The 25,772-nt window shown below is 66.0% G+C and carries 23 protein-coding genes; 10 read left to right on the plus strand and 13 right to left on the minus strand.

Annotated elements, in window-relative coordinates:
• Together GGD63_RS18140 and nadA are read right to left on the minus strand one after the other, a co-directional pair.
• Positions 1-1,608 (minus strand): L-aspartate oxidase, encoded by a 1,608-nt coding sequence (locus tag GGD63_RS18140; protein ID WP_183244364.1) that lies wholly within the window; start codon positions 1,606-1,608, stop codon positions 1-3.
• Between the two features lie 204 nt (positions 1,609-1,812).
• The gene (nadA, locus tag GGD63_RS18145; RefSeq protein WP_183244366.1) at positions 1,813-2,919 is read right to left on the minus strand and encodes a quinolinate synthase NadA; all 1,107 of its coding nucleotides are present in this window, start codon (positions 2,917-2,919) and stop codon (positions 1,813-1,815) included.
• A gap of 332 nt (positions 2,920-3,251) precedes the next feature.
• On the opposite strand from nadA, the gene GGD63_RS18150 reads away from it, so the two are divergent.
• The 7 genes from GGD63_RS18150 to GGD63_RS18180 all read left to right on the plus strand — a co-directional run bounded on the left by GGD63_RS18150 (position 3,252) and on the right by GGD63_RS18180 (position 12,539).
• Positions 3,252-4,505, plus strand: a complete 1,254-nt coding sequence (locus GGD63_RS18150; protein ID WP_183244368.1) for an MFS transporter — start codon at positions 3,252-3,254, stop codon at positions 4,503-4,505.
• Between the two features lie 42 nt (positions 4,506-4,547).
• On the plus strand, positions 4,548-5,534 hold the full coding sequence (locus GGD63_RS18155; protein WP_183244370.1) for an MDR family oxidoreductase: 987 nt from the start codon (positions 4,548-4,550) through the stop codon (positions 5,532-5,534).
• A 114-nt stretch (positions 5,535-5,648) separates the two neighbouring features.
• The gene (locus GGD63_RS18160) at positions 5,649-6,248 is read left to right on the plus strand and encodes a hypothetical protein (protein WP_183244372.1); all 600 of its coding nucleotides are present in this window, start codon (positions 5,649-5,651) and stop codon (positions 6,246-6,248) included.
• Positions 6,249-6,410: 162 nt separating this feature from the next.
• Positions 6,411-6,644: a DUF6894 family protein gene (locus GGD63_RS18165; RefSeq protein WP_018648776.1), complete on the plus strand. Its 234-nt coding sequence runs from the start codon at positions 6,411-6,413 to the stop codon at positions 6,642-6,644.
• A gap of 229 nt (positions 6,645-6,873) precedes the next feature.
• Positions 6,874-8,616, plus strand: a complete 1,743-nt coding sequence (locus tag GGD63_RS18170) for a methyl-accepting chemotaxis protein (protein WP_183244374.1) — start codon at positions 6,874-6,876, stop codon at positions 8,614-8,616.
• 201 nt (positions 8,617-8,817) lie between these two features.
• Positions 8,818-10,551 carry a methyl-accepting chemotaxis protein gene (locus GGD63_RS18175; protein WP_183244376.1) on the plus strand — a complete coding sequence of 578 codons (1,734 nt, stop codon included), beginning with the start codon at positions 8,818-8,820 and terminating at the stop codon, positions 10,549-10,551.
• A 299-nt stretch (positions 10,552-10,850) separates the two neighbouring features.
• On the plus strand, positions 10,851-12,539 hold the full coding sequence (locus tag GGD63_RS18180; RefSeq protein WP_183244378.1) for a methyl-accepting chemotaxis protein: 1,689 nt from the start codon (positions 10,851-10,853) through the stop codon (positions 12,537-12,539).
• Between the two features lie 58 nt (positions 12,540-12,597).
• Here GGD63_RS18180 and GGD63_RS18185 read toward each other — a convergent pair whose 3' ends face one another.
• From GGD63_RS18185 to GGD63_RS18210, 6 genes are all read right to left on the minus strand, one after another.
• Positions 12,598-15,306 (minus strand): DUF2339 domain-containing protein, encoded by a 2,709-nt coding sequence (locus GGD63_RS18185; protein WP_183244380.1) that lies wholly within the window; start codon positions 15,304-15,306, stop codon positions 12,598-12,600.
• 131 nt (positions 15,307-15,437) lie between these two features.
• Complete coding sequence (locus GGD63_RS18190; RefSeq protein WP_183244382.1) at positions 15,438-16,406, minus strand: NrtR DNA-binding winged helix domain-containing protein; 969 nt, start codon at positions 16,404-16,406, stop codon at positions 15,438-15,440.
• A 19-nt stretch (positions 16,407-16,425) separates the two neighbouring features.
• On the minus strand, positions 16,426-16,932 hold the full coding sequence (locus GGD63_RS18195; RefSeq protein ID WP_183244384.1) for a tyrosine phosphatase family protein: 507 nt from the start codon (positions 16,930-16,932) through the stop codon (positions 16,426-16,428).
• 165 nt (positions 16,933-17,097) lie between these two features.
• Positions 17,098-17,712 carry a YfbR-like 5'-deoxynucleotidase gene (locus tag GGD63_RS18200; RefSeq protein ID WP_183244386.1) on the minus strand — a complete coding sequence of 205 codons (615 nt, stop codon included), beginning with the start codon at positions 17,710-17,712 and terminating at the stop codon, positions 17,098-17,100.
• The gene (locus GGD63_RS18205) at positions 17,709-18,335 is read right to left on the minus strand and encodes a DNA-3-methyladenine glycosylase I (protein ID WP_183244388.1); all 627 of its coding nucleotides are present in this window, start codon (positions 18,333-18,335) and stop codon (positions 17,709-17,711) included. The genes GGD63_RS18200 and GGD63_RS18205 overlap by 4 nt, the downstream gene beginning before the upstream one ends.
• Complete coding sequence (locus GGD63_RS18210) at positions 18,332-19,207, minus strand: folate-binding protein YgfZ (RefSeq protein ID WP_183244390.1); 876 nt, start codon at positions 19,205-19,207, stop codon at positions 18,332-18,334. Before GGD63_RS18210 ends, GGD63_RS18205 begins: the two co-directional genes overlap by 4 nt.
• A 96-nt stretch (positions 19,208-19,303) precedes the next feature.
• Between GGD63_RS18210 and GGD63_RS18215 the strand changes: the two genes are divergently transcribed.
• Both GGD63_RS18215 and GGD63_RS18220 read left to right on the plus strand, forming a co-directional pair.
• A complete protein-coding gene (locus GGD63_RS18215) occupies positions 19,304-20,638 on the plus strand; it encodes a dihydroorotase (protein WP_183244392.1) in 1,335 nt (444 codons plus the stop codon).
• Between the two features lie 229 nt (positions 20,639-20,867).
• Positions 20,868-21,737, plus strand: coding sequence for a sulfurtransferase (locus tag GGD63_RS18220; RefSeq protein WP_183244394.1), 870 nt, complete (start codon positions 20,868-20,870; stop codon positions 21,735-21,737).
• 20 nt (positions 21,738-21,757) lie between these two features.
• Here the strand turns inward: GGD63_RS18220 and GGD63_RS18225 are convergent, their stop codons facing one another.
• The 4 genes from GGD63_RS18225 to GGD63_RS18240 form a co-directional block, all read right to left on the minus strand.
• Positions 21,758-22,024 carry a hypothetical protein gene (locus GGD63_RS18225; RefSeq protein ID WP_008135624.1) on the minus strand — a complete coding sequence of 89 codons (267 nt, stop codon included), beginning with the start codon at positions 22,022-22,024 and terminating at the stop codon, positions 21,758-21,760.
• Between the two features lie 254 nt (positions 22,025-22,278).
• The gene (locus GGD63_RS18230; protein ID WP_183244396.1) at positions 22,279-22,656 is read right to left on the minus strand and encodes a TIGR02301 family protein; all 378 of its coding nucleotides are present in this window, start codon (positions 22,654-22,656) and stop codon (positions 22,279-22,281) included.
• Between the two features lie 44 nt (positions 22,657-22,700).
• Positions 22,701-23,135, minus strand: a complete 435-nt coding sequence (locus GGD63_RS18235; RefSeq protein ID WP_183244398.1) for an NUDIX hydrolase — start codon at positions 23,133-23,135, stop codon at positions 22,701-22,703.
• A 4-nt stretch (positions 23,136-23,139) separates the two neighbouring features.
• Positions 23,140-23,640 (minus strand): hypothetical protein, encoded by a 501-nt coding sequence (locus tag GGD63_RS18240; RefSeq protein ID WP_183244400.1) that lies wholly within the window; start codon positions 23,638-23,640, stop codon positions 23,140-23,142.
• A gap of 63 nt (positions 23,641-23,703) precedes the next feature.
• On the opposite strand from GGD63_RS18240, the gene GGD63_RS18245 reads away from it, so the two are divergent.
• On the plus strand, positions 23,704-24,462 hold the full coding sequence (locus GGD63_RS18245) for an SOS response-associated peptidase (protein ID WP_183244402.1): 759 nt from the start codon (positions 23,704-23,706) through the stop codon (positions 24,460-24,462).
• 114 nt (positions 24,463-24,576) lie between these two features.
• On the opposite strand, the gene GGD63_RS18250 is transcribed toward GGD63_RS18245, so the two are convergent.
• Complete coding sequence (locus tag GGD63_RS18250) at positions 24,577-25,770, minus strand: CaiB/BaiF CoA-transferase family protein (RefSeq protein WP_183244404.1); 1,194 nt, start codon at positions 25,768-25,770, stop codon at positions 24,577-24,579.
• Positions 25,771-25,772 lie beyond the last annotated feature (2 nt).

Genomic DNA, 25,772 nt, shown 5'->3' on the forward strand with positions numbered 1-25,772 from the left:
TCAGGCGATCAGGGGTTGCGCTATGCGCGGCAGCGGGCGCTCGCTCAGGCTCTCCGCGACCTCGCGCGCTGCGGCGAGCGTGGTCATCGTTCTCTGCGCCAGCGCGGGGATGTCGGCCGGATGATCGGAACGGAAATGCGCGCCGCGGCTCTCGCGCCGCATCCAGGCGGAAGCGGCAACGAGCAGGGCCGAGATCGCCATGTTGCGAACAGCGATGTTTCCAGCCTCGCGTTCGAGCGTGGCGAACTGGCGCACGGCTTCCGAAAGCCCGTCGTCATCGCGGATCACGCCGACATGCGTGCTCATCATTGCGCGCAGCCGTTTCACGCCCGCTGCATCCGGCGTGCCGCCGCGTGGCGTCGTCAATGTATCGGGAAGGCGGGCAGGCGAGGGCACCGTGCGGCCGGCGATGTCGTCGGCGATGCGCTCGGCATAGACCACCGCCTCCAGCAGCGAATTGGAGGCGAGGCGGTTGGCGCCATGCGCGCCCGTGGACGACACTTCGCCGCCGGCCCAGAGCCCGTCGATCGAGCTGCGGCCGCGCGCGTCCACGGCGATGCCGCCCATGTGGTAATGCGCGGCCGGTGCGATCGGGATGGCTTGCCTCGCGGGATCGATCCCGGCGGCGATGCAGCTCGCATGCACGGTCGGAAACTTTTCGGCGAAGCGTGTGCCCAGCGCCTCCCGTGCATCGAGGAAGGCGCCGCGCCCGGCCGCGATCTCGGCGAACATGCCGCGGGCTACGATGTCGCGCGGCGCGAGCTCGGCGAGCGGATGGCGCGCCGACATGAAGCGTTCGCCATGGCTGTTGATCAGCGTCGCGCCTTCGCCGCGCAGCGCTTCGGTCGCGAGCGGCGCCGGATCGCGGCCGACCATGATGGCGGTGGGATGGAACTGCATGAATTCAGGGTCGGCGATCACGGCGCCAGCGCGGGCTGCGATCGCAAGGCCCGAGCCGCTGGCCTCGAGCGGGTTGGTGGTGACGGCATAGAGATGGCCGATGCCGCCGGTCGCCAGCACCACCGCACGCGAGGCGAGCATGACCGGCCGTGCAGAGGGATTGCCGGCTTCGCGCAGCTGCAGGCCGGTGACGGCGCCGTCCTCGGTCAGCAGCGACTCCGCGACCAGACCTTCGACGACGCGGATCGAGGGCGTGCGGCGTACCGCCTCGGTCAAGGCCGCGATGATCGCAGCGCCCGCTCCATCGCCGCGCACATGCACGATGCGCCGGGCCGAATGCGCAGCTTCCCGCCCCACGGCCAGCCGTCCCTCGAGGTCGCGGTCGAACGGCACGCCGTAAGTGAGAAGGTCATGGATGCGCGGCGCCGCCTCGCGCGCAATGCCGAGAGCGACGGCTTCGTCGACGAGGCCGCCGCCGACCGCGATCGTATCCGCGGCATGTGCTTCCGGCGTGTCGCCTTCGGCCACCGCCGCCGCGATGCCGCCTTGGGCCCACGCGGACGACGCGCCCTGTCCGAGCGGTGCCGCCGAGATCAGCGTCACCGGTCGCGGTGCCAGCTTCAGCGCGCAAAACAGTCCGGCGAGGCCGCCGCCGACGATGACGACGTCGTCGGTCGAGCGGGTGAGGTTGTGAATGTTGTTTGTCATGGCTTTCTCCTCATCGTCGTCCCGGCCTAGCGCGCAATTGCGCGCGGGGGGCCGGGACCCATACGCCGCGGCGGAAGTTGTTGCGCGAATCTGTTCAACGTCGTTCTTCGCCAAACATCTTCCTGTGGTTATGGGTCCCGGATCTGCGCGCACTTGAGGCGCGCTTGTCCGGGACGACGGCTGTGTTTGTTGCGACTTGTGTTGCTAATTCTTCAGATTGATCATCCGCTCCACTGATCGCCTTGCCCGCACCGCCAGCTCAGGATCGATTGTGACTTCCTCGCCGAGCGTCAGCAGGCTCTGCAAAATGTTCGCGAGCGTGATGCGCTTCATGTGCGGGCAGAGATTGCAGGGGCGGAGCATCTCCACATCAGGCAGCTCGGCGCGGACATTGTCGGCCATCGAGCATTCCGTGATCATCACCAGTCGTCGCGGCCGCTTGTTGCGCACCCAGTTGATCATGTGCGCGGTCGAGCCGGTGAAGTCGGCCTCCGCCAGCACGTCCGGCGGACATTCGGGATGCGCGATGATCTGCACCGACGGATCGGCCTCGCGATAGGCGCGCAGCTCCTCGCCCTTGAAGCGCTCATGCACCTCGCAGGCGCCCTTCCAGGCGATGATTTTTACGTCGGTCTTGGAGGCGACGTAGGTCGCGAGGTAACGGTCGGGCAGGAAGATCACGGTCGGGGCATTCAGGCTCTCGACCACCTGCACCGCATTCGATGAGGTGCAGCAGATGTCGACCTCGGCCTTCACCTCCGCCGACGTGTTGACATAGGCGACGACGGGCACGCCGGGAAATTTTTCGCGGAGTAGCCGCACGTCGGCGCCGGTGATGCTGGCGGCGAGCGAGCAGCCGGCGAGCGAATCCGGGATCAGCACCGTCTTCTCCGGGTTGAGCAGCTTCGAGGTCTCCGCCATGAAGTGCACGCCGCACTGGACGATGATGCCGGCCTTCACCTTGGTGGCCTCGACCGCGAGCTGCAGCGAGTCGCCGCCGATATCGGCGACGCAGTGGAAGATCTCCGGCGCCTGGTAATTGTGCGCGAGGATCACCGCGTTCCGTGCGCGCTTCAGCTCGCTGATCGCGTGAATCGTCGGCGCCATTAGCGGCCACTCGATCGGCGGGATCACGTGCTTCACGCGTTCATAGAGCGGCGCGGTAGCGCGCTCGACGTCTTCCGTCCATTCCAGCGAAGGCGTCGGCAGCGCGGAAACCGTTCGCGCCGGCGCGGCGTGGGGCGAGGTGATGACCTTGCCTTGAGGCCGGGCGGCAAAATCATCAGGGCCGTAAATTTCAGTGATCGGCATCGAAGCCTCCCTTTCGTGTCATTTATACTCATACTGAGTATATTGTGGGCCTGAGTAATCCGGCCCGAGGGCCGGAGCGGACTTCATGTCACTTAGATATGCTCAGTATGAGTAAATCAAAAGATACCACGCGCCGCGGAGGATCGCTAGGCCCTGCCGCACACATTCCCGTCAGATCGCGTCAGGGGAGGCCTCATTGAAATGCAATGCTCCCGCGACAGCCCTTCGTGGAATGCAACCGCTTTTGACTTGGGATTTTCATGCAAATGCATTAAACGAGCTGGCTCGCGGCTGCCTATTCCGGACCGCCAACAACAGACAAGGAACACACCATGTCGACATCGATGGGCGAGCTCGGTCCGGCCACACGTTCCTCCAACTGGCGCACACCGGCGATCATCATTCTCTGCGGCTGTGCCATCGGCATGCTGGGTTTCGGCCCGCGCTCGGCGCTCGGCTTCTTCGTGCAGCCGATGAGCCACGAGTTCGCGTGGGGCCGCGACGTGTTCGGCCTCGCGATCGCCGTGCAGAATCTGTTGTGGGGACTGGGCCAGCCCTTCGCCGGCGCTGTCGCTGATCGCTTCGGCCTGTTTCGGGTGATGTGCGTCGGCGCTCTGCTCTATGCCGGCGGCCTGCTCCTGATGCGCTATTCCTCGACGCCGCTGTCACTGAATGTCGGCGCAGGCGTGATGGTCGGCTTTGGTCTTGCCGGCTGCTCGTTCAACCTGGTGCTGTCGGCGTTCAGCAAGCTCCTGCCGGCCGAGAAGCGCGGGCTTGCGCTCGGCGCTGGCACCGCGGCGGGCTCGTTCGGACAATTCCTGTTCGCGCCCATTGGCGTCGCACTCATCGACAATTTCGGCTGGCAGCAGGCGCTCACCGTGTTCGGCTTCCTGATGCTGCTGATCATCCCGCTGTCGCTGGCGCTCTCGACGCCGCCGGTTGCAAGCACCGCCAACGTAGCGCCCGCGGATGAGCAGACCTTCACCAAGGCGCTTGCGGAAGCCTTCGGCCACCGCTCCTATGTGCTGCTGGTGCTCGGCTTCTTCACCTGCGGCTTCCAGCTCGCCTTCATCACCGTGCATCTGCCGGCCTTCCTGGTCGATCGCGGCATCTCGACGCAAACCGGCGGCTGGGTGATCGCGGCGATCGGCCTGTTCAACATCATCGGCTCGCTCAGCGTCGGCTACCTCCAGAACTATCTGCCCAAGCGCTACATCCTCTCGACCATCTATTTCACGCGTGCGCTTGCGACGCTTGCCTTCATCTCGTTCCCGATCACACCGTTCTCGGCGATCGCGTTCGGCGCTATCTCCGGCCTGACCTGGCTGTCGACGGTGCCGCCGACCTCGGCGCTGGTGGCGCTGATGTTCGGCACGCGCTGGCTTGCGACGCTCTATGGCTTCGCCTTCGTCAGCCATCAGGTCGGCGGCTTCCTCGGCGTCTGGCTCGGCGGCATCGTGTTCGAAAAGTTCGGTTCCTACACGCCGATCTGGTGGCTCTCGATCCTGTTCGGCGTGCTCTCGGCGCTGATCAACCTTCCGATCGTCGAGAAACCCGTTCAGCGGGCGGTTGCGCAGCCGGCCTGATCGGCTAAACATCCCCGACAAACAAAGTCAGGGAGTGCAGTCGTGGCCACATTCAAGGCGATCCGGGTCGACAAGGCGGACAAGGGCACCACCGCGCAGCTCGCGCAGTTCGACGAAGCCGAGCTGATGGAGGGCGACGTCACCGTCCGCGTCGAATGGTCGACGCTGAACTACAAGGACGGCCTTGCGCTCACCGGCAAGGCGCCGGTGGTGCGCCGCTTCCCGATGATCGCCGGCATCGACTTTGCCGGCACGGTCGAAGCGTCCTCGCATCCGCAGTGGAAGGCGGGTGACAAGGTCGTCTGCACCGGCTGGGGCATGGGCGAGACCCATCTCGGCGCCTATGCCGAGAAGGCGCGGGTGAAGGGCGACTGGCTGGTCGCCCTGCCGCAGGGCCTGTCGGCGCGCGACGCCATGGCGATCGGGACCGCCGGCTTCACCGCGATGCTCTCGGTGCTGGCGCTGGAGAAGCACGGTCTGTCGCCGAAGAGCGGTCCCGTGGTGGTCACGGGCGCAGCCGGCGGCGTCGGCTCGGTCGCCATCGCCGTGCTGTCCAAGCTCGGCTACCACGTCATCGCCTCGACCGGCCGCGCGGCGGAAGCCGACTACCTCAAGCACCTCGGTGCCGCCGAGGTCATCGATCGCAATGAATTGTCGGTGCCGGCAAAGCCCCTCGCCAAGGAGCGCTGGGCGGGCGGCGTCGACAGCGTCGGCTCGACCACGCTGGCGAATCTCCTGTCGATGACGAAGTACGGTGGCGCAATCGCCGCCTGCGGCCTGGCCGCCGGTATGGACCTGCCGTCTTCCGTCGCGCCGTTTATTTTGCGCGGAGTGTGCCTTCTCGGCATCGATTCCGTGATGTGCCCGATCGAACCGAGGAAGGCGGCCTGGCAACGCCTCGCGTCCGATTTGGATCGGACAAAACTATCTGAAATAACTCATGAAATTTCGCTCGACGAGGTTTCGGAGTTGGGCGCGAAAATCCTTGCCGGTCAGGTCCGGGGCCGTATCGTGGTTAAAATTGTCTAATGGCGTTTAGACTTTACCAACCAAGCTGCTCCAATGTTGCCTTGGTTCGTATGGTAAGCAGCGGGTAAAGAGATAGGGCATCGCCCGCTGCGGGGGTTGAGTTCGGAGTTGAGCATGCTTGCGCGTATTGTGTTGGGGGCTGTCACGGCGGCAGCGACGTTTGCGCCGGCCATTGCAGGAAGCATGAATGCCGACGAGGCGCGCCGCTTCGTCGCCGGCAAGGTATTCGCCTTCACTTGTTTCGACGGCACCCGCGGCGCGGGCCGCATCCTGGACGACCTCGGTGCTGCCGGCGCCGTGCAGTTCTCGGGTTCAGGCCCGGTGAAACATCTCCGCCTGCCCGGCAATACGCTCCAGATCCGCGGCCAGAACGTCTGCGCCTCGATCAAGGGCATTCCGTTCGAGCCCTGCTTCAACCTGGAAAAGACCGACGAGCGCAGCTTCCGCGGCTCGGTATCGGGCATGGGCTTCGCCTATTGCGACTTCCATCACCAGGGCGGCAACCAGATGCTGATGGCGCGCGCGGTGGCGCGTCCGCGTTCGCTGCGCTCCCCGGAGCACACCGGCTCGGTCGGCGCGCCGAACACCGAGGTCGCCGCGCGCGTCGAGACGCCGCGTGTCGAGAGCGGCCGGCTCGAGCCGGTGAAGTCCGAAGTCAGGTCGGAGCCTGCGAAGAACGAGGGCCCGCTGGAGCTGCGTCGCTCCACCCAGTGAGCTGGCGGCGCGGGGCGATCCGTGCCTTGTCGTTGCATATTTCCATCGAACACGAAGCCGCCGCGCCGTAGTCATACGGACGGCGGCTTTCATGCGTTGGTAGTTGTTCGCGTTCCAGTTTGCGTACGGCCGGGGGACGCGGCCCTACACAAGGGTGCAACGATGTCGCTGTACTTCTTCCGCATCAGTACCGGTCGCTACTCCGGTGCCGCCGACCAGCCGTACGAGTTCGACGATCGCGCGGCCGCGTGGACCGAGATGACCGAGGTCTGCGCCAATCTGCTCGGCGGGATCGCGCGCAGCATGAAGCCGAATGCGAAGTGGAGCATGGAGCTGCTCGACGAGAACAAGGAGCCGGTGTTCCGTATCAGCATCGTCGGCGAGACGGTCAGCTGACGAGGATCGCAAACGAGCGGTCCGTTAACGGACGCATTGTCCGCAAATCCGCGAAGTGCAAATTCACTGCACGCAAAAAGTGTGCAAGTCCCACGGTTTGAGCGGCGTTTTCAGTATTTCTACCCAGGCCGCAGGCCTTCTCACTTAACGTTAATGAGGAACCTCGCGGCTAGCCTCCCGGGCTGTTCACGCGCATCGGCGCGGCAATGCGTATCCCGGGAATGCTTCAATGTCGTTCATTCAGAACCTGCGAATTGGCACCAAGCTCGCCGTCACCTCCGCGCTGACCATCGCCCTCGTCGCGCTCATGCTCTTCCTCCAGATGAGCGGTGGCACCGAAGTTCAGAGGCTCAGCAACGCCGCATCGGGCCAGCAGGCGATCGCGCAAAACGCCGCGGAGGCGAAGGCCTCGGTCCGCGGGATGCAGATCGGCATTCGCGACATCCTGACCTCATCCTCGCTGGCCGAGATGCAGAAGGCCGTCACCTATTTCGGCGATCGCCAGACGGCCGCCCTGAAATTCTCGGGAGAGATGGCGAAGCTGTCGCACTCGCCGGAGAACCACAAGCGGATCGATCGCCTGACCGTGCTGATCGGCAATTTCAGCAAGGGCGAGCAGCAGATCGAAGCCATCCGCAAGCAGGAGCTCGCGCTCGACGGCAAAAAGGACGGCGAAGCAGCGGCGGAGCACGCCAGGCTCGCGGCCGAGGTCAACCGCATCCGCAAGGAGATGCTGGCGCCGATCAACGAAGAGATTTCGGAACTGACCAACGAGATCACGAATTTTGCCAAGCAGAGCAGCGCCGAGGCGCGTGCGGAGGCGGAAGCCGAGGCCGCGTCCGTTGCCCGGGTGTCGCTCGTCACGGGCGTGCTGGTCGCGCTGGTTCTGATCGGCGCGTGCATCTTCTCCGTCTTCAGCATCGCGCGGCCCATGCGCGCGCTGACGTCGGCGATGGAGAAGCTTGCCGGAGGTGATTTCTCGGTGATTCTGCCGGGCCTCGGCCGCAAGGACGAGGTCGGCGAGGTTGCGGGCGCCGTCGAGAAATTCAAGCTCGTGTCCGAGCAGAAGGCGCGCGAGGAAGCCGAAGCCAAGATGCGGCAGGATCAGATCGCAGCCGAGCAACGCAAATCGGAGATGCGCAGGCTTGCCGACAGTTTCGAGGGCGCCGTCGGCGAGATCGTGGGGACGGTGTCATCGGCCTCGACCGAGCTCGAGGCGTCCGCCACCACGCTCACCTCGACCGCCGAGCGCACGCAGCAGCTCACGACCGTGGTTGCGGCAGCCTCGGAGGAAGCCTCGACCAACGTGCAGTCGGTGGCCTCGGCTACGGAAGAGCTGTCCTCCTCGATCACGGAGATCAGCCGGCAGGTGCAGGAATCCGCGCGCGTGGCGAGCGAGGCGGTCGGGCAGGCGCGCACCACGACCGAGCGCGTCAGCGAATTGTCCAAGGCTGCGACGCGGATCGGCGACGTCGTCGAGCTGATCAACACCATCGCAGGCCAGACCAACCTGTTGGCGCTCAATGCCACGATCGAAGCCGCACGTGCCGGCGAGGCCGGCAAGGGGTTCGCCGTCGTCGCATCCGAGGTCAAGGCGCTCGCCGAGCAGACCGCGAAGGCGACTGGCGAGATCGGCCAGCAGATCTCCGGCATACAGGCCGCGACGCAGGAATCGGTCGGCGCCATCCGGGACATCAGCGACACCATCGAAAAGCTGTCCGAGATTTCCTCGACGATCGCGGCTGCGGTGGAAGAGCAGGGCGCGGCAACGCAGGAAATCTCCCGCAACGTGCAGCAAGCCGCGCATGGCACGCAGCAGGTCTCGTCCAACATCACCGACGTGCAGCGCGGCGCCAGCGAGACCGGCTCAGCATCCTCGCAGGTGCTGTCCGCGGCGCAGATGCTGTCCGGCGACAGCAACCGCCTGAAGTTGGAGGTCGGGAAATTTCTCGAGATCGTGCGGGCTGCCTGACGTTCCCATCTCTGCGTGTGATTAACCAGTCGAGCTCGCGTAACGTGCTGAATTTCAAGGAGTTTTCGCGCTAGCCCCGTATTTGCACGGGGGCCATTGTTAACCAATTTGGAATGGCTGGCGCTCAACTTTTAAGCAAGAGCGATCAACGCCAGGGCCGCCGACAATGACTCGGCTGCGCATTTCTTTGGGGAAACTCCAATGTCGAGCCTCGTTCGGAATTTGCGGATCGGAACAAAGCTGGCGATCGCGTCGGCACTCGGCATCCTCCTGGTCCTTTGCATCATCGCAAGTCAGCTCGTCGGCAACGGCAATGTGCGGGGCTCCAACAAGGCCGCGGTCGTGCAGCTCGAGCTGGCTCGTGACGCGGTGGAAGCCAAGCTCGCGGCGCGCAGCATGCAACTCGCCGTCCGCGATATCAGGCTCGCCGGCAACGCCGCCGAGCTGCAAAAGGCGGGCGAGAGTCTACTCGACCGATCAAGAGCGCTGAACGACATCGCCGATTCCATGCTCAAGCTGTCCCACTCCGAGGAAAATCGCGCGCGGATACAGAAGCTGAAAAGTCTGTCAGCGGACTATCTCAAGGGCGCGCAGCAGAACGCCGCCATTCGCGGTGAGGTCATTGCCCTCGCGAAGACGGACGCCGCCGGCGCTGCCAAGCTCTCCGAAGAAGTTGTGCGCCTGGCGCGTGAGGTGACCCTACCGATTGCTGCCCAGCTCGATACGATCACGGGCGAGATCGCGGACTTTGCCAAGCACAAGAGCGAGGAAGAACTTGCCGCCGCGGCGCAGGAGATGTCCGCGAGCGAACGTCTCGGCATCGTGGTCGGCATCTGTACGATGCTCATACTCATCGGCTCCTGGCTGATGTCCTTCTTCGCCATCGCGCGGCCGATCCGCGCGCTGACCGTTGCGATGGACAAGCTCGCCGGCGGCGATTTCTCCGTGGTGCTGCCCGGCCTCGGCCGCAAGGACGAGGTCGGTGGCGTCGCCGCGGCCGTCGAGAAGTTCAAGATCCTGTCGGAACAGAAGGCGCGCGAGGAAACCGAGGCGAAGGTCAGGCAGGACCAGGCGGCAGCGGCGCAGCGCAAGGCGGAGATGCACAAGCTTGCCGACGGTTTCGAGGCCGCGATCGGCGAGATCGTCGATACCGTGTCATCGGCTGCGACCGAGCTGGAAGCCTCGGCATCGACGCTGACATCGACCGCGGAGCGCGGCCAGCAGCTCACCACCATGGTGGCCGCCGCCTCCGAAGAGGCGTCCACCAACGTGCAGTCGGTGGCCTCGGCAACGGAAGAACTCTCGTCCTCGATCACGGAGATCAGCCGCCAGGTGCAGGAATCTGCACGAGTGGCGAGCGAGGCAGTGAGCCAGGCGCGCACCACGACCGAGCGCGTCAGCGAACTGTCCAGGGCGGCGACGCGTATCGGCGACGTCGTCGAGCTGATCAACACCATCGCGGGCCAGACCAACCTGCTGGCGCTCAACGCCACGATCGAGGCGGCGCGCGCCGGCGAGGCCGGCAAGGGCTTTGCGGTCGTCGCATCCGAGGTCAAGGCGCTCGCCGAGCAGACGGCGAAGGCAACCGGCGAGATCGGCCAGCAGATCGGCGGCATTCAGGCCGCGACGCAGGAATCGGTCGGCGCCATCAGGGACATCAGCGACACCATCGAAAAGCTGTCCGAGATTTCCTCGACGATCGCGGCTGCCGTTGAGGAACAGGGCGCGGCGACGCAGGAAATTTCCCGCAACGTGCAGCAGGCGGCGGCAGGCACCCATCAGGTCTCGTCCAACATCACCGACGTGCAGCGCGGCGCCAGCGAGACCGGCTCGGCGTCCTCGCAGGTGCTGTCCGCCGCGCAGATGCTGTCGGGCGACAGCAACCGCCTCAAGCTCGAGGTCAGCAAGTTCCTGGGCACCGTGCGCGCCGCCTGAGAGCAGCCGGCTCTCCATCACCTTGGTCGCTGCTGCAGCGTCAGGCGCTGGTGCGTTCGCATCGCAGCATGAAGTATGCTTGCGGGCTGCAACAGTTGGTTGCAGGTAAAATGGCAGGCGGCTGTGGTCGTTCGTAGTTCTACGTAGCTCCCTGTTAACGCCTGTTTGCAACTATGAGCGCAATCTGAGCGATAAGAACCAGCCAGCATTGATGAACTGACTTTCGCCCTGTCGTCGCGTCGCGACGGTTGCGGCGCGGGTCATTCGTACGTTGCTAGGTCTCACCGGGATTTCTCGTGATGTCGAAGTTGTCGATCGTCTTCAAGCTTCTGACCGTGTTGTCGGTCCTCGTGCTCTCGCTCGCCGGCGTCGGCGTGACGGCGATCGGCACCATGCAGAACATCAATGCCCATACGGTCGAGATCGCGGAAACCTGGCTGCCGAGCGTGCGTGCGCTCGGCTCGCTCCGCGCCGACATCAACGAGCTGCGCGTCGCGCTCCGCCTGCACCTGATGCAGGAGAGCGCCGAGGGCAAGGACGCGGCCGAGAAGCGGCTGGCCTCGCTGCGCGAGCGCATCGAGAAGACACGCAAGATCTACGAGCCCTTGATCAATTCGCCCGAGGAGCGCTCGCTCTATGCGCAGTGGAGCAGGGCGTGGGCCGAATACCTGAACGGCGTGCAGGAGGTGATGGCACTGTCGCGCAAGAGCATCGGCCGTTTCCCGACCGACGCCAATGAGATGCTGCAGACCAAGGTGGCGAAGATGGCCCAGGCGGCCGATCCGCTGCTGCAGAAGGGTATCGAGCTCAACAACAGCGGCGCCGAGCTCGAGACGAAGCAGGCGGCCGACAGCTATGCGCTGATCTTCCGCGTTCTGGTCGGCATCATCGTGTTCTCGGTCGTGATCGCGATCGGCGCGGCCTATTACCTCGTGCGCGACGTTTCGCGAGGCATTGCTTCGATCATCAAGCCGATGCAGTCGCTCGGCGAGGGCGACCTCTCGGCCGAGGTGCCGCATCGCGGCGAGAAGACCGAGATCGGATCGATGGCGGATGCGCTGCAGATCTTCAAGGAAGCGCTGATCGCCAAGCGGGCGGCGGACGAGGCGGCCCGGCTCGATGCCGAGGCCAAGATCGAACGCGGCCGCCGGGTCGATGCCATCACGCGCAAGTTCGAGGCGATGATCGGCGAAGTCGTCGGCACCGTTTCCTCGGCCTCGACCGAGCTCGAGGCGTCGGCGTCGACGCTGACGGGCACCGCGCAGCGCGGCAAGGAGCTCGCCACCGTCGTCGCGGCGGCATCCGAAGAAGCTTCCACCAACGTCCAGGCGGTCGCCTCCGCCTCCGAGGAGCTGTCGTCCTCCATCACCGAGATCAGCCGCCGCGTGCAGGATTCGGCGCGGATGGCGGCGGAGGCGGTCGAGCAAGCGGCGCGGACCAACGAGCGCGTCAACGCGCTGTCGCAGGCGGCCTCCCGCATCGGCGACGTCGTCGAGCTCATCAACACCATTGCGGGCCAGACCAACCTTTTGGCGCTGAATGCGACCATCGAGGCGGCCCGGGCGGGCGAAGCCGGCCGCGGCTTTGCCGTCGTCGCGTCCGAGGTCAAGGCACTGGCGGAGCAGACCGCGAAGGCGACCGGCGAGATCGGGGCGCAGGTGTCGGGCATCCAGGCCGCGACGGAAGAATCCGTCAGCGCGATCCAGGAGATCGGCGGCACCATCGAGCGGCTGTCCGAAGTGTCGGCGGCGATTGCCGCCGCCGTCGAGCAGCAGGGCGCGGCGACCCAGGAGATATCGCGCAACGTCCAGCAGGCCTCGCTCGGCACGCAGGAGGTTTCCTCCAACATCACCAACGTGCAGCGCGGTGCGATCGAGACCGGCGAGGCCTCGGTCGAGGTGCTGTCGGCCGCGAAATCGCTGGCAACCGACAGCACGCGCCTGAAGGTCGAGGTCGCGCAGTTCCTGGAATCGGTCCGCGCGGCCTAGCGCCCGCTCTTACTTCACCTCTCCCGCTGGGGAGAGGTGAAGTACCTCGCCCGACGTTTTAGCTGCCCGCCTGCGGAGCAGGCGGCGGCGGGGCCTGTCGCCGGAACAGGATGCGCTGGTAGAGCCAGCCGATCGCGACCAGCACGATGCCGAGGCACATAAACGACAGCGCGCGGTAGACGCCTGTCAGCGTCGACATGTCGATGACGAACGCCTTCAGGATCGTCAGCGCGATGACGGCGGCGGAAGCCAGCCGCGCCCGTTCCGAGTTGACGAGAATGCCGACCCCGAGCAGCACCACGCCGAAGGCGAGCCAGCCGATCGAATAGGTGTATTGCTCGGCGCCCGTCGTCGGGCCGCTGGAGAGGATCGGGCCGTGATAGAAGCGGCGGATCTCCAGCGTGATATAGGCGAGCGCGAACACCAGTGCGGCGCCGGCAATGGTGTTGGCGTAGATCTTGCCGCGCTCGCCGACCACCGCATAGGACAGTAGCAGCATCAGCACCGCCGGCAGCGCATAGCCGAGCAGCAGCAGGTTGAACACCGCGCCGCCGACGTCGATGTGCCAGATCAGCGGGTTCTCCAGGATCAGGAGGCCGAACACGCTGATGAGCCCGGCGATCGCCGTCAGCACGACCGCGCCGACATTGTAGACGATGCTGCGGTTGCGCAGCCGCAAGCGCTCCAGCCCGATCGCCATGGCGAGCGTCACGCAGACCTGCAGCGCGCATTCGAGCAGCGAGGGCGCCGAGGTCATCTGGCCGCCGGTGGCGAAATGACGGATCTCCACGAAGGCGAGCAGCGCGGTGAACAGGATCGCGGCCGCCTCGACAATGCGCAATGGCGTATCGTCGGCGCGGCGGCGCAGGAAGATGCTCGCGCCCCAGAACGAGGCGGCGGGCAGGCCGTAGCCCCACAGCAGCCAGTTGAAGATCGGCGTGGTGCCGACGGCATCGCCGACGATGCGCGGATCATAGATGATGCGCGCGGTGACGATCGCGGCGAAGATCGCAGCTAACCGGCGCAGCACCGGAATCGGCCGCTGCAACGAGATCCAGGCGGTGCCGAGCGACATCAGCGCAAGCGCGATGGTGAGCCAGCCCTTCTCCAGCGCAAAGGTCAGTGCCAGCGCCAGCGCGCCAAGCGTGCCGGTCGCGAACAATGCGATCGAGGTTGCAACGCCCGGTCGTTCTTCGCGACGCGTGAGGACTTCGGTCGCGGCGCCAAAGGCGGCGGCGAGCAGGACGGCGAGGATCGCGAACGGGATTGAGCGGTCGAGATGGGCGATGCGCGCATAGAGCGCGACAAGGATCGCGATCGGCGTCGCGACGCCCGCCGCCGACCACACCACGGGAATGATCGCCGAATTCGAGCGGCCCTGCGCGAAAAAGCCCGCGACGCCGAAGCCGGCGGCGAAGATCGCGGCCGTCACCAGATGCAGCGTCACCGAGCTGTCGATCGCGGTCGGTCCGATGCCGAAGATCGGGCCGCCCGGCAGCACCAGCATATCAGGATTGGCGCGCACTGCCCATTCGGCGAACACGATGAACACGGTTGCCGCAGCCGCGCCCAGCGCGCCGGTCGCCGCCGGCGCACGCCAGGCGACGAACAGCGTCCCGCCGACGATGAGCGTGAAGGCGATCAGCGCGAGATCGGCATGCGCGCTCGACAACACGACCAGCATCGCAGCGAACAGATAGGCGCCGAGCGCGCCCGACGAGACCGGCTCGATCTCGCCCTCCTCGATGGTCGGGCCGAACATGAAGCCGCAGACCACGAGCAGCGCAGCGAGCACGAAGCCGGCGATGACATGGAAGGCATGCGGCGCGACCTGCACCTGTTCGGTATCGAGACCCGGGAAGATCCAGAGCACCGCGAAGGCGATCGTCGTGACCGCAAGCCAGCGCCACAGCCGGATACGGGCAAGGCCGAAACTCGCGGCGGTGACGATGGCGAGATAGATGTAGAGCGCCCAATAGTCTGGCTTGCCGCTGGAGACGAGGATCGGCGTCGCGAAGGCGCCGACCACGCCAAGCCCTGCGAGCGCAGGCCCGTGCAGCAACGCTGCGGCGAGCGTGCCCATGGCAACGATGCCGAGCAGCACGAAGGCGGTTGCGGGCACGAGGAAGCCATAGAGCGCATAGGCCGCGTAGATGGTGGCAAACGCCACCGCCGTGCCGGCCGCGGTGAGGATCGCGGGAATGTTGGCGATCGGCAGCGCCTGGATGGTGGAGATGCTCTCCTTGCGCCGCGTCCATTCGCCGGCACCCAGCAGCGCGGCTGCGAACAGGCCGCCGAGGAACACGCGCACGCCGGGGCCGACCAGGCCGGCCTCGATCGAATAGCGCACCATGAAGAAGCCGCCCAGCGCCAGCGCAAGGCCGCCGATCCACACCACCCAGCGCGTGCCGAGGCGTTCCTCGAACCCGGGCGCGGGCGCAGCCTCCGGCACTGGAGGCGGCACCTCGGCGCCCGTGCTCGGTTCGAGCGGGGGTGGCGAAACCTCTGCGGTGACGAGCGGAGGCGGCGCCGGCTCGGCTTCCGGCGCAAGCGGCGGCGGCTCGGCGGCGGGCGCTGCGGGCGCTTCAGCCTGCACCTGCGCGGGCATCAGCGGCGGCGGTTGCACAGGCCGCTGCGCATAAAACTTCTCTTCGAGCAGGTTCAGCCGGCGGCGCTGCTCGGTCGCCTGGCTGGACGCCTTGATCGCGATCAGGAAGGCGATGATCGCAATGATCAGCGCAAAGACGTCGAACGGGCCGTCGAACATGAAGCCTCCAGGCAACCGGCGGGCAGGGGGCCGGTACCACTGATATCAGGGTCTTAGTTCTTGCGCATGATCTTACCGGAAAGCCGCAACGCACTTTGCGCTAACGCGGCCCTCCGGGTCCGGATCATGCTCTAGCGCCGGGAGCGAACGCGCAAGCCCGGCGCGGGCCGCTCCTGGAGCACCTCGCGGCGGAAGCGGTAGAGCGCTGCCGGCCGTCCGCCCGTCTGTGTCGACATCACGCCGGTCGGTTCGACCAGGGCTTCGGTTTCGACCAGGCGGCGGAAATTCTGCTTGTGCAGATGCCGGCCGGAGATCGCCTCCACCGTATGCTGCAATTCCGTAAGTGTGAACTCGGCGGGCAAAAGTTCAAACACCACAGGACGATACTTCAGCTTTGCGCGCAGCCGCGCGATTCCCGTGGCGAGAATTCGGCGGTGATCGAACCGCATCGAGGTCCCGAGCGCCGGCAGCGCCTTGCGCGCTAATGCCGCAGGACGGCCGTCGCGCCGCGCCTCCTCGATCAGCCCGGCCTCGTACAGCAATTCGTAGCGGTCGAGCACGCGCTCCTCGTCCCAGGGCGCGCCGTCGAGGCCGAAATAGAACCGCACGCGATCCTTGCGCGGCAACGCGCGCGTCGTCTCCGGCGTCTCCTGCTCCGCCCACGCCGTCAGCGCGGGGATGATGTCGCGGGCGATGATCGCGGGCGGCTCCTCGCGCCAGTCCTCCCAGGGCAGGAAGCGGTACCACGGCTCGAAGCTTGCGCCGTTTGCTGCGAGCTCGCCGCCCGCGGCGCGTGTGAGCGCGAGATAGCCGATCGACACCATATGCGCGCCGGTGTCGCCGGCCTCGGCATGACGGCCGCGATCGCCAAAGGTGTAGAGCTGCTCGACATAGCCGAGCCGCAGGCCCGCCTGCTCCTCGACCCAGGCGCGCAGGCCGATCTCGAAGGTGCGATGACTCAGCGCATCGAACGGGCCGAACGGCAGGCCCGCCAGCCCGTCGCTGCTGAGCGCGGTGAGGATCAGCGGCTCATGGTCCTCGATCGCGACGATCGCGGCGGTCAGGCCGATCTCGATCGGCGTCAGCAGCGTCTCGCTCATGCGGCTGAGATCGCGTGTGTCATTCGAGCTCGATCACGAAGGGGCGGCCCTCGACCATCATTGCGCCCGGGCCCATCTCGTCGAGCGCGCGCAGCATGCGGCCGTTGCGCCCGAGCGCGCGGTCGGCGAGGCCGACGATGCGCCGGTTCGGCGAGGCGATCGGCGAGGCGGCGCGGATCTTCCTGGCGATCTCGATCTCGTCGCGATGCGGATTGAGCGCGCAGACGGCGGCGAAGGCGCTCGCGGTGGAGCGGCTGATGCCGGCATAGCAATGCACCACCAGCGGCGCGCTGCGGTCCCAGCCCCGCACGAAATTCAGCACCTGCTCGATATGTGTCTCCGACGGTGCGACAAAGCCGTCCATCTCCTCGGTGATGTCGTCCATCGACACCTTGAGATGGTTGGCCGGCAGCACCGATACCGGACGCGCCACCTGCTCGACATTGGCCATCACGGTCAGCACGTGGCTGGCCCTGGTGAGGCGGACGGTTTCGGGAAGCGCGGCGAGGGAACAGACGTGGATCATGGCGGACCTTTTTGCCGCTGATTATAGCCGGTGCCGTAGGGTGGGCAAAGCGACATGTCCGCCGTAGCTCGAAGAGCGAAGGCGGAACCGTGCCCACCACTTTTGTCGCAAACGCGAAGAGATGGTGGGCACGGCGCAAGAGCGCCTTTGCCCACCCTACAGGACCTATGCAAACACCGCGTTGAACCGCTCCAGAAACTGCTTCTCCGCCCGCGCCGCGGTCCAGGGCGTGAGATAGTCGCGCCGGACGCTGTCGGAGAGGCCCGGATCCTTGCCGAACAGGCGCCGCGCCTCGCTCTCGCTGAAGCCGGCGAGCTCGGTTGCCTCGAGATAGGCTGCACCGCGATCGGCGGCCTTGATGGCCAGGGTGATCTCGTCCGCCAGCACCGGCGGCAGGCCGAAGCGGATGTGAATGGCACCGAGCAGGCGTTTCTCGACCGCCTTGTAATGGCCGTCGAGCACCGCCTTGAACGGCGAGATCATGTCGCCGATGACATATTCGGGCGCATCGTGCAGCAGCGCGGCAAGGCGCATGCGCTGGTCCACGCGCGGCATGTCGTGCCGCAGCACGGTTTCCACCAGTAGCGTGTGCTGCGCGACCGAGAAGATGTGCGCGCCAATGGTCTGCCCGTTCCAGCGCGCGACGCGCGCCAGCCCATGTGCGATGTCGGCGATCTCGACATCGAGCGGAGAGGGATCGAGCAGGTCGAGCCGCCGTCCCGACAGCATGCGCTGCCAGGCGCGGGACTCTGCGCCGCGTGCCGTCTTCTTCGCGGTCATTTGTCCCTAAGGCGCGGCTTGCGCTGCGTCTTGCCGCAGGTCGCGTGGCAATGGCAATCGACGAGATGGTCGTTGACCATGCCGGTCGCCTGCATGAAGGCGTAGACGATGGTCGGCCCGACGAACTTGAAGCCGCGCGAGGCAAGCTCCTTGGAGATCTGCACCGACAGCGGCGTCGAGGCCGGCACGCTCGCGGTGGTCTTGAAGTGGTTGACCTTGGGCTTGCCGCCCATGAAGTCCCACAGCAGCTTCGAGAAGCCCGGGCCCTTCTCCATGATGTCGAGATAGGACTTTGCGCTCAGGATCGCGCCGTCGATCTTGGCGCGGTTGCGCACGATGCCGGCATCGTTCATCAGCGCGTGGACTTTCTTGGCATTGTAGCGCGCGATCTTCTCCGGCTGGAAATCGTCGAAGGCTTTGCGGAAATTGTCGCGCTTGCGCAAGATCGTGATCCAGGACAGGCCGGCCTGAAAACCGTCGAGGATCAGCTTTTCATAGAGCGCGCGATCGTCATATTCGGGCACGCCCCATTCGGTGTCGTGATAGGCGACATAGAGCGGATCCTCGCCGGGCCAGGGGCAGCGGGTCAGGCCGTCGGGATGCAGGCGGGGAGCGCGGCTCATGCGGTGGGCTGCTTGGCTGGAATGCGAACGACGTCCGGCTCCGCAAGCCTCAACGCTAGGCCACCGGCGGTGAGCGGCTGGCCGGCATCGAGCGCGTCGGCGACACGGTCGATGCGCACCAGCGCAATGCCCTTGCCTTGCGCCGACGAGCCCATGGTGCCGACCGACTTGTCACCGGCCATGACGCTGACGCCGACTTCCGGTGAGATGTCATCGAGCAGTACCTTCACGCTGCGCGTGCGCGCGGTGCCGCGATGCTGCATGCGCGAGACGACCTCCTGGCCGACATAGCAGCCCTTGTCGAAATCGACGCCGGCGAGCCGGTCCATGTTGGTCTCGTGCGGGAACGCATCGCTGTACATGAAATCGAGCCCGCCGCGCGGCACGCCGAGCGCGATGCGGTGCGCCTCGTACTCGGCCGCATCGACCAGCTCGGCGCCGATGAGATCGGACAGCTTCTGCTTGAGATCCTCGGGGATCAGGATGCGCGTGCCGAGCTCGGCATTCCGCGGATCGGCGAAGGCAAGGTCCGGTTGCGCCGCCAGCTGGCCGCCCCAGGCCGCGAGCACGCCGAGATCGAGGCTTTCCACCGTGACCTTGGCGCGCAGCTTGTAGAATTTCAGCTTGGTGGCGAGGGTGTCCGCCAGCGCTTTCGGGCAATCGATCAGGAACCCGCCGCCATGGCCGGCGGGCACCTCCGTGATCAGGAAATCGGCGATGATCTTGCCCTGCGGCGTCAGCAGCGCGCCGAATCGCCCCAGGCCCGGCTCCAGCCTGTCGACGTCGGTCGTGATCAGGCCGTTGAGGAAGTTGCGCGCATCCTCGCCCGCGATTTTGATCACGCCCCGGTCGGGAAGAAACGCTGATTTCATGCGAAAATCTCTTGCGACATGTTGCTCCGGAACGTAAGCCCGCAAGGCATAAACGACAAGACCTCGAGCCCTGCGCTTGGGGATGAGAGAGGCCCCATGACCCAGCGTTTCGATGTGATCCTCAAAGGCGGCACCGTCGTCAACCAGGATGGAGAGGGCCAGCGCGACATCGGCATCGCGAACGGCCGCATCGCCGAACTGGGCCCACTGTCGCAAGGCTCAGCCGCTGAGGTGATCGACTGCAAGGGCCTGCACATCCTGCCCGGCGTGATGGACACGCAGGTGCATTTCCGCGAGCCCGGGCTGGACCAGAAGGAAGACCTCGAGACCGGCTCGCGCAGCGCCGTGATGGGCGGCGTCACCGCCGTGTTCGAGATGCCGAACACGTCTCCATTGACGGTGACGGAGGCCACCTTCACCGACAAGGTGAAGCGCGCCCATCATCGCATGCATTGCGATTTCGCCTTCTTCATCGGCGGCACCCGCGAGAACGTGCAGGATCTGCCGGTGCTGGAGCGCGCGCCGGGCTGCGCCGGCGTAAAAGTATTCATCGGCTCGTCCACCGGCGCGCTGCTGGTCGAGGACGACGAGAGCCTGCGCCGCATCTTCCAGGTGATCCGCCGCCGTGCGGCGTTCCATGCCGAGGACGAATACCGCCTCAACGAGCGCAAGCCGCTGCGCATCGAGGGCGACGCCCGCTCGCATCCGGTCTGGCGCGACGAGACCGCGGCGCTGATGGCGACGCAGCGCCTGGTCAAGCTCGCGCACGAGACCGGCAAGCGCATCCACGTGCTGCACATCTCGACCAAGGAAGAGATCGAATTCCTGCGCGATCACAAGGATGTCGCCTCCTGCGAGGCGACGCCGCATCATCTCACGCTGGTCGCGCCCGAATGCTACGAGCGGCTCGGCACGCTGGCGCAGATGAACCCGCCGGTGCGCGGCGCCGATCACCGCGCCGGCATCTGGCGCGGCATCGAGCAGGGCATCATCGACGTGCTCGGCTCCGACCACGCCCCGCATACGCTGGAGGAGAAGCAGAAGACCTACCCAGCCTCGCCCTCCGGCATGACCGGCGTGCAGACGCTGGTGCCGCTGATCCTCGACCACGTCAATGCGGGCCGCCTGTCGCTCGCCCGCTTCGTCGACCTCACCAGCGCCGGCCCCGCACGCCTCTACAACATGGCCTGCAAGGGCCGCATCGCCGCGGGCTACGACGCCGACTTCACCATCGTCGACCTCAAGCGCAGCGAGACCATCACCAACAAATGGGTCGCATCCAAGGCCGGCTGGACGCCTTACGACGGGTTGCGCGTCACCGGCTGGCCCGTCGGCACCTTCATCCGCGGCCGCCGCGTGATGTGGCAGGGCGAACTGGTCACGCCCTCGCAAGGCGAGCCGGTACGGTTTTTGGAGACGCTGAAGCAGTAACGTGATGTGTCGTGGGGACGCATAGTGTCTCCCCACTCGTCATTGCGAGCGTAGCGAAGCAATCCAGAATCCCTCCGCGGCGGCAGTCTGGATTGCTTCGCTTCGCTCGCAATGACGAGTCGAGGGGCCGTAGCCCGCATGAGCGCAGCGACATGCGGGTTTTCACTTTGCGAGGTTCCCGGGTTTCGCTACGCTCACCCGGGCTACAGCTTTGCAGCGCGAGGTGACAATGTCCGAATCGACACCCCTCATCACCACCGAGCAACTCGCCGCCATCCTCGGCGACCCCAACCTCCGCCTCTACGACTGCACGACCTACAACGAGCCTGTCCCGCCCGGCAGCGACGTGCCGTATCGCGCGGTGCCCGGCGACAAGACGTTCGCGGCCGGCCACATTCCCGGTGCCGATTTCCTCGACCTGCAAGGCGAGTTCTCCGACAACACCGCGCGACCGCTCTTCATGATGCCTGATGTTGCGCAGCTGGAGGCCGCCTTCGGCCGCCACGGCCTCGATGCGGGCAAGACCATCGGTCTCTACAGCATCGGCACCACGATGTGGTCGACGCGGTTCTGGTGGATGCTGCGCTCCCTCGGCGTCGACGCGCAGGTGCTCGACGGCGGGTTCGACAAATGGAAGGACGAGGGGCGGTCGATTGAAACCGGTGCACCGAAGGGCTATCCTGCGACGACCTTCAAGGCCGCGCCGCGCGCGGGCTTTTTCGTCGACAAGGACATCGTGAAGGCAATGATCGGGGATCCCTCAACGGTCATCGTCAACGCACTCGGGCCGCAGTTTCATCGCGGCCTTGAGCCGAGCCGTTACGGCCGGCCGGGCCGCGTGCCCGGCAGCGTCAACGTATCAGCCGCAACGCTCGTCAATGCCGACAAGACGCTGACGAGCCTTGCGGATGCGGAAGCGAAGTTCGTCGCCCAGGGCGTCACGCGCGACAAGAATGTGATCGCGTATTGCGGCGGCGGCATCTCGGCGACGATCGACCTCTTGCTGCTGACGCAGCTCGGCTACGACAAGCTGACGCTGTACGACGGCTCGATGGGCGAGTGGGCGCGAGACCCGTCGCTGCCGATCGAGACGGACTAGGCGAAGCGTCCTGGCAGGGCTTACTGCCTGGAGATGTCGACGGAGAATTCGCCGTTGCGAATGCGGCCCGGAAAACCCTCGACGAATTTTGCCACCGCGTCCTCGCCATAGGTGCCGACGAGCTCGGCGAAGGCCGCAAACAGGCTCGCCTGCGCCAGGCAATCGCCGTCGACGCCGTCATGGCGCGCTTCGGCCCAGGCCTCGTTGAGATAGCTCAGTGCGGCCTGCTTCTGCTCGTGATCGGGCAGCGGCGCGCGGGCGGGGGCGTAGGAAATCGGCTGGCTCATGAAACTCGACAAGGCTGGAGGCGCGTCCACGGCGATGCGCTGCACGAGAGGTGTAGCACGCGTATTAACGCCCGCTAGGCCACATCTTTAGGAACGGTTAACGGCTGTGAACAAACTCGATGACAGGGTTCCAGCCGCGACTCGTCATTCCGGGGCGCGACGAAGTCGCGAGCCCGGAATCCATCGGGCCGCAGAGACTGCCGCACAATGGATTCCGGGTTCGCGCTGCGCGCGCCCCGGAATGACGGGGGAAGCTAGTTCGCGTAGCGCGCGGTGAGATCGCGCGAGATCTTCGAGCCTTCCTCGATATAGCGGCGGATCGCCACCGTCGCGGCCGGCGTGCAACTGCGGTAGGTCTGCTGGAAGCCGTTATAGCCGCGGTTGAAGCCGGCGATCATGCGGGTGCGGCGCTCGCCGGAGGGGGTTTCGGCGTCGATCAGCGCCTGCATCTCGCTGCGCCATTTGTTGCCCTCGTTGGACCCGCAGATGCCGCGCAGATAGTGCAGCCCGCCCAGGATCTCGGCCAGCCGCTGCAATTCGCCGTCGAACGGCGCCGCCACGTCCTGGGCCCTCGCGGGCACGGACGTGAAGGCGACAATCAGGGCGAAAATGGCCAGAAATCGCGTCGACATCGGCGGCTGTATGCCCCCTCGGGACGGCCGGCGCAAGGCGGGCGTCAGGCTCCAAGCAGCCGGTGGGCGGACTGGATGACCTCCTCCAGCCCCCCGGTCAGCTTGAGGTCGCTGAGGCTCGCCAGGGCGTCCGGGGCGATCCAGCGGTAGTCGTCGAGCTCGTCGTTCAGGACCGGCTCCCGGGCCGCCCAGCGGGCGGCAAACGACATGATCAGATAGTGGCCGGCGCCGGGGGCAGCCGGCAGCACCTCGCGCCAGCCGGCTAGCCCGATGATCTCGATCTCGAGCCCGGTCTCCTCGTCGACCTCGCGCTTGAGCGCCTGGTGCAGCGATTCGCCGAACTCGACCCGGCCGCCCGGCAGCGAATAGAACCCTTTTGCGGGCGAGCGCGCGCGGCGGGTCAGAAGCACCTTGCCGTCGCGGAAAATCGCGGCACTGACGGCGATCTGGGGATGGCTGGGCTGGACGACCGCCGGCACGGCGCTAGTTCGCCATGATGGTGTCGACGTCGGCCTCCGCGCCGCCATTGATGATGCCGCCGCAGGCGGCGATCAGCGGCTTGACCCAGAGGGTGGCCTGCTCGGCGAGGCGGACCCGGGTCGTATCCTTGTCGACCTCGCGCATGGCCGAGCCGACCGCGGTCAGAATCGAGGTCATGGTGTCCGTGATGTGGTCGAACTGGGCGCGCACGTTGGGATCGGCCTTCTCATAGGCCTCGATGGCCAGATCCCGTGCCTTGAAATTGGACGCGGTGAAATGCTCGGCATAGGACAGCGGCGACCAGGTCAAAAAATCTTCGGCGCATTCCGGCATGTCAGGGACCATTTCAAGCAGCATCACGGCTTCATTGAAATGGTTGAGATAGTCAGTGGCAAGCCCGGTCCGCGGGTTGATGTTGGCCACGCGCAGCCGTTCGGCCCAGGCCGCAGCCTCGGGGCCCGTCTGTACATGCGTCCGCGCGGGTTGGGTGGCCGTTGAGCTCATCTGCCGCAGTGTTAACGTTCGGGGTTAAAAGGACCTGAACGGACCCTATATAGGCCCCCAAGGATGTGTGGACGCTTCGTCATAACTTCGGCCCCCGCGGCTTTGCGGCAACTGTTCGGCTATGTCGAGCAGCCGAATTTTCCGCCCCGGTACAATGTCGCTCCGACGCAGCCGATTCCGGTCGTATTGGTCGAGAATGGTGCCCGCCATTTCCGCCTGATGCGCTGGGGGCTGCTGCCGTCCTGGGTCAAGGACCCCCGCGGATTTACGCTGCTGATCAATGCCCGCTCCGAGACGGTGCTGGAGAAGCCCGCGTTCAAAAAAGCGATTCGCCGGCGGCGCGGCCTGATCCCCGCCGACGGCTACTATGAATGGAAGTCGGAAGGCGGCCGCAAGCAGCCGTTCTTCATCCACCGCGCCGACGGCGAACCGCTTGGCTTTGCCGCGGTGTTCGAGACCTGGGTCGGGCCGAACGGCGAGGAACTCGACACGGTCGCGATCGTCACGGCGGCGGCCAGCGAGGATCTCGCCGCGCTGCACGACCGTGTGCCCGTCACCATCAGCCCGCGCGATTTCGAGCGCTGGCTCGATAGCCGCGGCGACGAGGTCGACGCGATCCTGCCGCTGATGAGGCCCCCGCGCATCGGCGAATTCGCCTGGCACGCGGTCTCCACCCGCGTCAACCGCGTCGCCAATGACGACGAGCAGTTGTTGTTGCCGATCAGTGCAGAGGAGATGGAGGCGGAGGCGCCGAAGCCGAAGAAGGTCACGAGGAAGGTCGCTGCTGCGTCGTCCGATGACGGGCAGGGCTCGTTGTTCTAGGCGCGCTGCCGTAGGTGGGCAAAGCGAAGCGTGCCCACGATCGCTCACCGAGGAAACGGATAGATTGGTGGGCACGGCGCGTTGCGCCTTTGCCCAGTCTACAGCAGCGGAGGTTCAGACAACCTCCCTTGCCCTCAGCGCCGCGATCTCCGCCGCATCGAACCCGAGTTCACCCAGCACTGCATCCGTATCAGCCCCCAGCTCCGGTGCCATCCGGTCCAGCCGTCCGCCGCCATGGGCGAGCTTGAAGCCGCTGCCGGCAAAGCGCAGACGGCCGTAGGGTGTATCCAGCTCCTGGATCGCACCGCGGGCCTTCACTTGGGGATGGTCGATCACCTCCTCGACCTTCCAGATGCTGGCGCAGGGCGCGCCGGCGTCTTCCAAAATCGTCTCCCATTCACGGGCCGGCCGTTTCGCCAGCGCCTCCTCGATGATGGCGCGCAGGGCACCCTCGTTCTCGTTGCGGGAGAACCAGTCGGCAAAGCGCGGATCGCTCAGCGTATCCTCGCGTCCGAGCGTGGACATCAGCGCGCGGTACTGCTTCTCGTTGTTGACGGCAAGCAGGATGTGGCCGTCACCGCACTTGAACAAATTCGCCGTGGTCCTGCGGCTCACCGCCTGGTTGCCGGAAAGCTGCTGGCGATGGCCGGCGACCGACCAGTCCGCGATCTGCCCTGAGAGAAACGCCAGCGTTGCCTCCAGCATGGAGACGTCGATGAGCTGCCCCTTGCCGGTGCGGTCGCGCTGGTACAGCGCGCTCGACACGCCGAAGGCGGCGGTGGCGCCCGAGAGCACGTCGCACACCGCAAAGCCCGCGCGCGTCGGCCCGGTCTCGGGATGGCCGGTGATCGCCATGATGCCCGAGAGCGCCTGCATCTTGCCGTCATAGCCAGGGCGCAGGCGATCCGGGCCGGTCTGGCCGAAGCCGGAGACCGCGCAATAGATCAGTTTTGGATTGATCGCGGAGAGCGCCTCATAGCCGATGCCGAGCTTGTCCATCACGCCCGGGCGGAAATTCTCCATCACGACGTCGACCTGGCTAACAAGCTTCTTCACGATCGCGATGGCATCGGGCTTCTGCAAATCCAGCGTCAGGCTGCGCTTGTTGCCGTTGATGGCCTGGAACGCCGGCGCCAGCCCGCGCTCGGCCCATTCGCGAGAAAGCGGGGTGCGGCGCATGTCCTCGCCCTCGCGCCGCTCGACCTTGATGACGTCCGCGCCGAGCAGCGCAAGCTGATAGCTCGCATAGGGGCCGGCCAGCACTTGCGTGAAATCCAGGATCTTCACGCCCTCGAACGGTCGCGTCACGT

It is taken from the genome of Bradyrhizobium sp. cir1 (genome assembly GCF_014198245.1).
Taxonomy (GTDB): Bacteria; Pseudomonadota; Alphaproteobacteria; order Rhizobiales; family Xanthobacteraceae; genus Bradyrhizobium.

What these genes read in the sequence shown, in the direction of transcription:
- GGD63_RS18140 (WP_183244364.1), bottom strand. Translation starts at nt 1,608, where the DNA reads ATGACAAACAACATTCACAACCTCACCCGCTCGACCGACGACGTCGTC.
- nadA (WP_183244366.1), bottom strand. Translation starts at nt 2,919, where the DNA reads ATGCCGATCACTGAAATTTACGGCCCTGATGATTTTGCCGCCCGGCCT.
- GGD63_RS18150 (WP_183244368.1), top strand. Translation starts at nt 3,252, where the DNA reads ATGTCGACATCGATGGGCGAGCTCGGTCCGGCCACACGTTCCTCCAAC.
- GGD63_RS18160 (WP_183244372.1), top strand. Translation starts at nt 5,649, where the DNA reads ATGCTTGCGCGTATTGTGTTGGGGGCTGTCACGGCGGCAGCGACGTTT.
- GGD63_RS18165 (WP_018648776.1), top strand. Translation starts at nt 6,411, where the DNA reads ATGTCGCTGTACTTCTTCCGCATCAGTACCGGTCGCTACTCCGGTGCC.
- GGD63_RS18170 (WP_183244374.1), top strand. Translation starts at nt 6,874, where the DNA reads ATGTCGTTCATTCAGAACCTGCGAATTGGCACCAAGCTCGCCGTCACC.
- GGD63_RS18175 (WP_183244376.1), top strand. Translation starts at nt 8,818, where the DNA reads ATGTCGAGCCTCGTTCGGAATTTGCGGATCGGAACAAAGCTGGCGATC.
- GGD63_RS18180 (WP_183244378.1), top strand. Translation starts at nt 10,851, where the DNA reads ATGTCGAAGTTGTCGATCGTCTTCAAGCTTCTGACCGTGTTGTCGGTC.
- GGD63_RS18185 (WP_183244380.1), bottom strand. Translation starts at nt 15,306, where the DNA reads ATGTTCGACGGCCCGTTCGACGTCTTTGCGCTGATCATTGCGATCATC.
- GGD63_RS18190 (WP_183244382.1), bottom strand. Translation starts at nt 16,406, where the DNA reads ATGAGCGAGACGCTGCTGACGCCGATCGAGATCGGCCTGACCGCCGCG.
- GGD63_RS18195 (WP_183244384.1), bottom strand. Translation starts at nt 16,932, where the DNA reads ATGATCCACGTCTGTTCCCTCGCCGCGCTTCCCGAAACCGTCCGCCTC.
- GGD63_RS18200 (WP_183244386.1), bottom strand. Translation starts at nt 17,712, where the DNA reads ATGACCGCGAAGAAGACGGCACGCGGCGCAGAGTCCCGCGCCTGGCAG.
- GGD63_RS18205 (WP_183244388.1), bottom strand. Translation starts at nt 18,335, where the DNA reads ATGAGCCGCGCTCCCCGCCTGCATCCCGACGGCCTGACCCGCTGCCCC.
- GGD63_RS18210 (WP_183244390.1), bottom strand. Translation starts at nt 19,207, where the DNA reads ATGAAATCAGCGTTTCTTCCCGACCGGGGCGTGATCAAAATCGCGGGC.
- GGD63_RS18215 (WP_183244392.1), top strand. Translation starts at nt 19,304, where the DNA reads ATGACCCAGCGTTTCGATGTGATCCTCAAAGGCGGCACCGTCGTCAAC.
- GGD63_RS18220 (WP_183244394.1), top strand. Translation starts at nt 20,868, where the DNA reads ATGTCCGAATCGACACCCCTCATCACCACCGAGCAACTCGCCGCCATC.
- GGD63_RS18225 (WP_008135624.1), bottom strand. Translation starts at nt 22,024, where the DNA reads ATGAGCCAGCCGATTTCCTACGCCCCCGCCCGCGCGCCGCTGCCCGAT.
- GGD63_RS18230 (WP_183244396.1), bottom strand. Translation starts at nt 22,656, where the DNA reads ATGTCGACGCGATTTCTGGCCATTTTCGCCCTGATTGTCGCCTTCACG.
- GGD63_RS18240 (WP_183244400.1), bottom strand. Translation starts at nt 23,640, where the DNA reads ATGAGCTCAACGGCCACCCAACCCGCGCGGACGCATGTACAGACGGGC.
- GGD63_RS18245 (WP_183244402.1), top strand. Translation starts at nt 23,704, where the DNA reads ATGTGTGGACGCTTCGTCATAACTTCGGCCCCCGCGGCTTTGCGGCAA.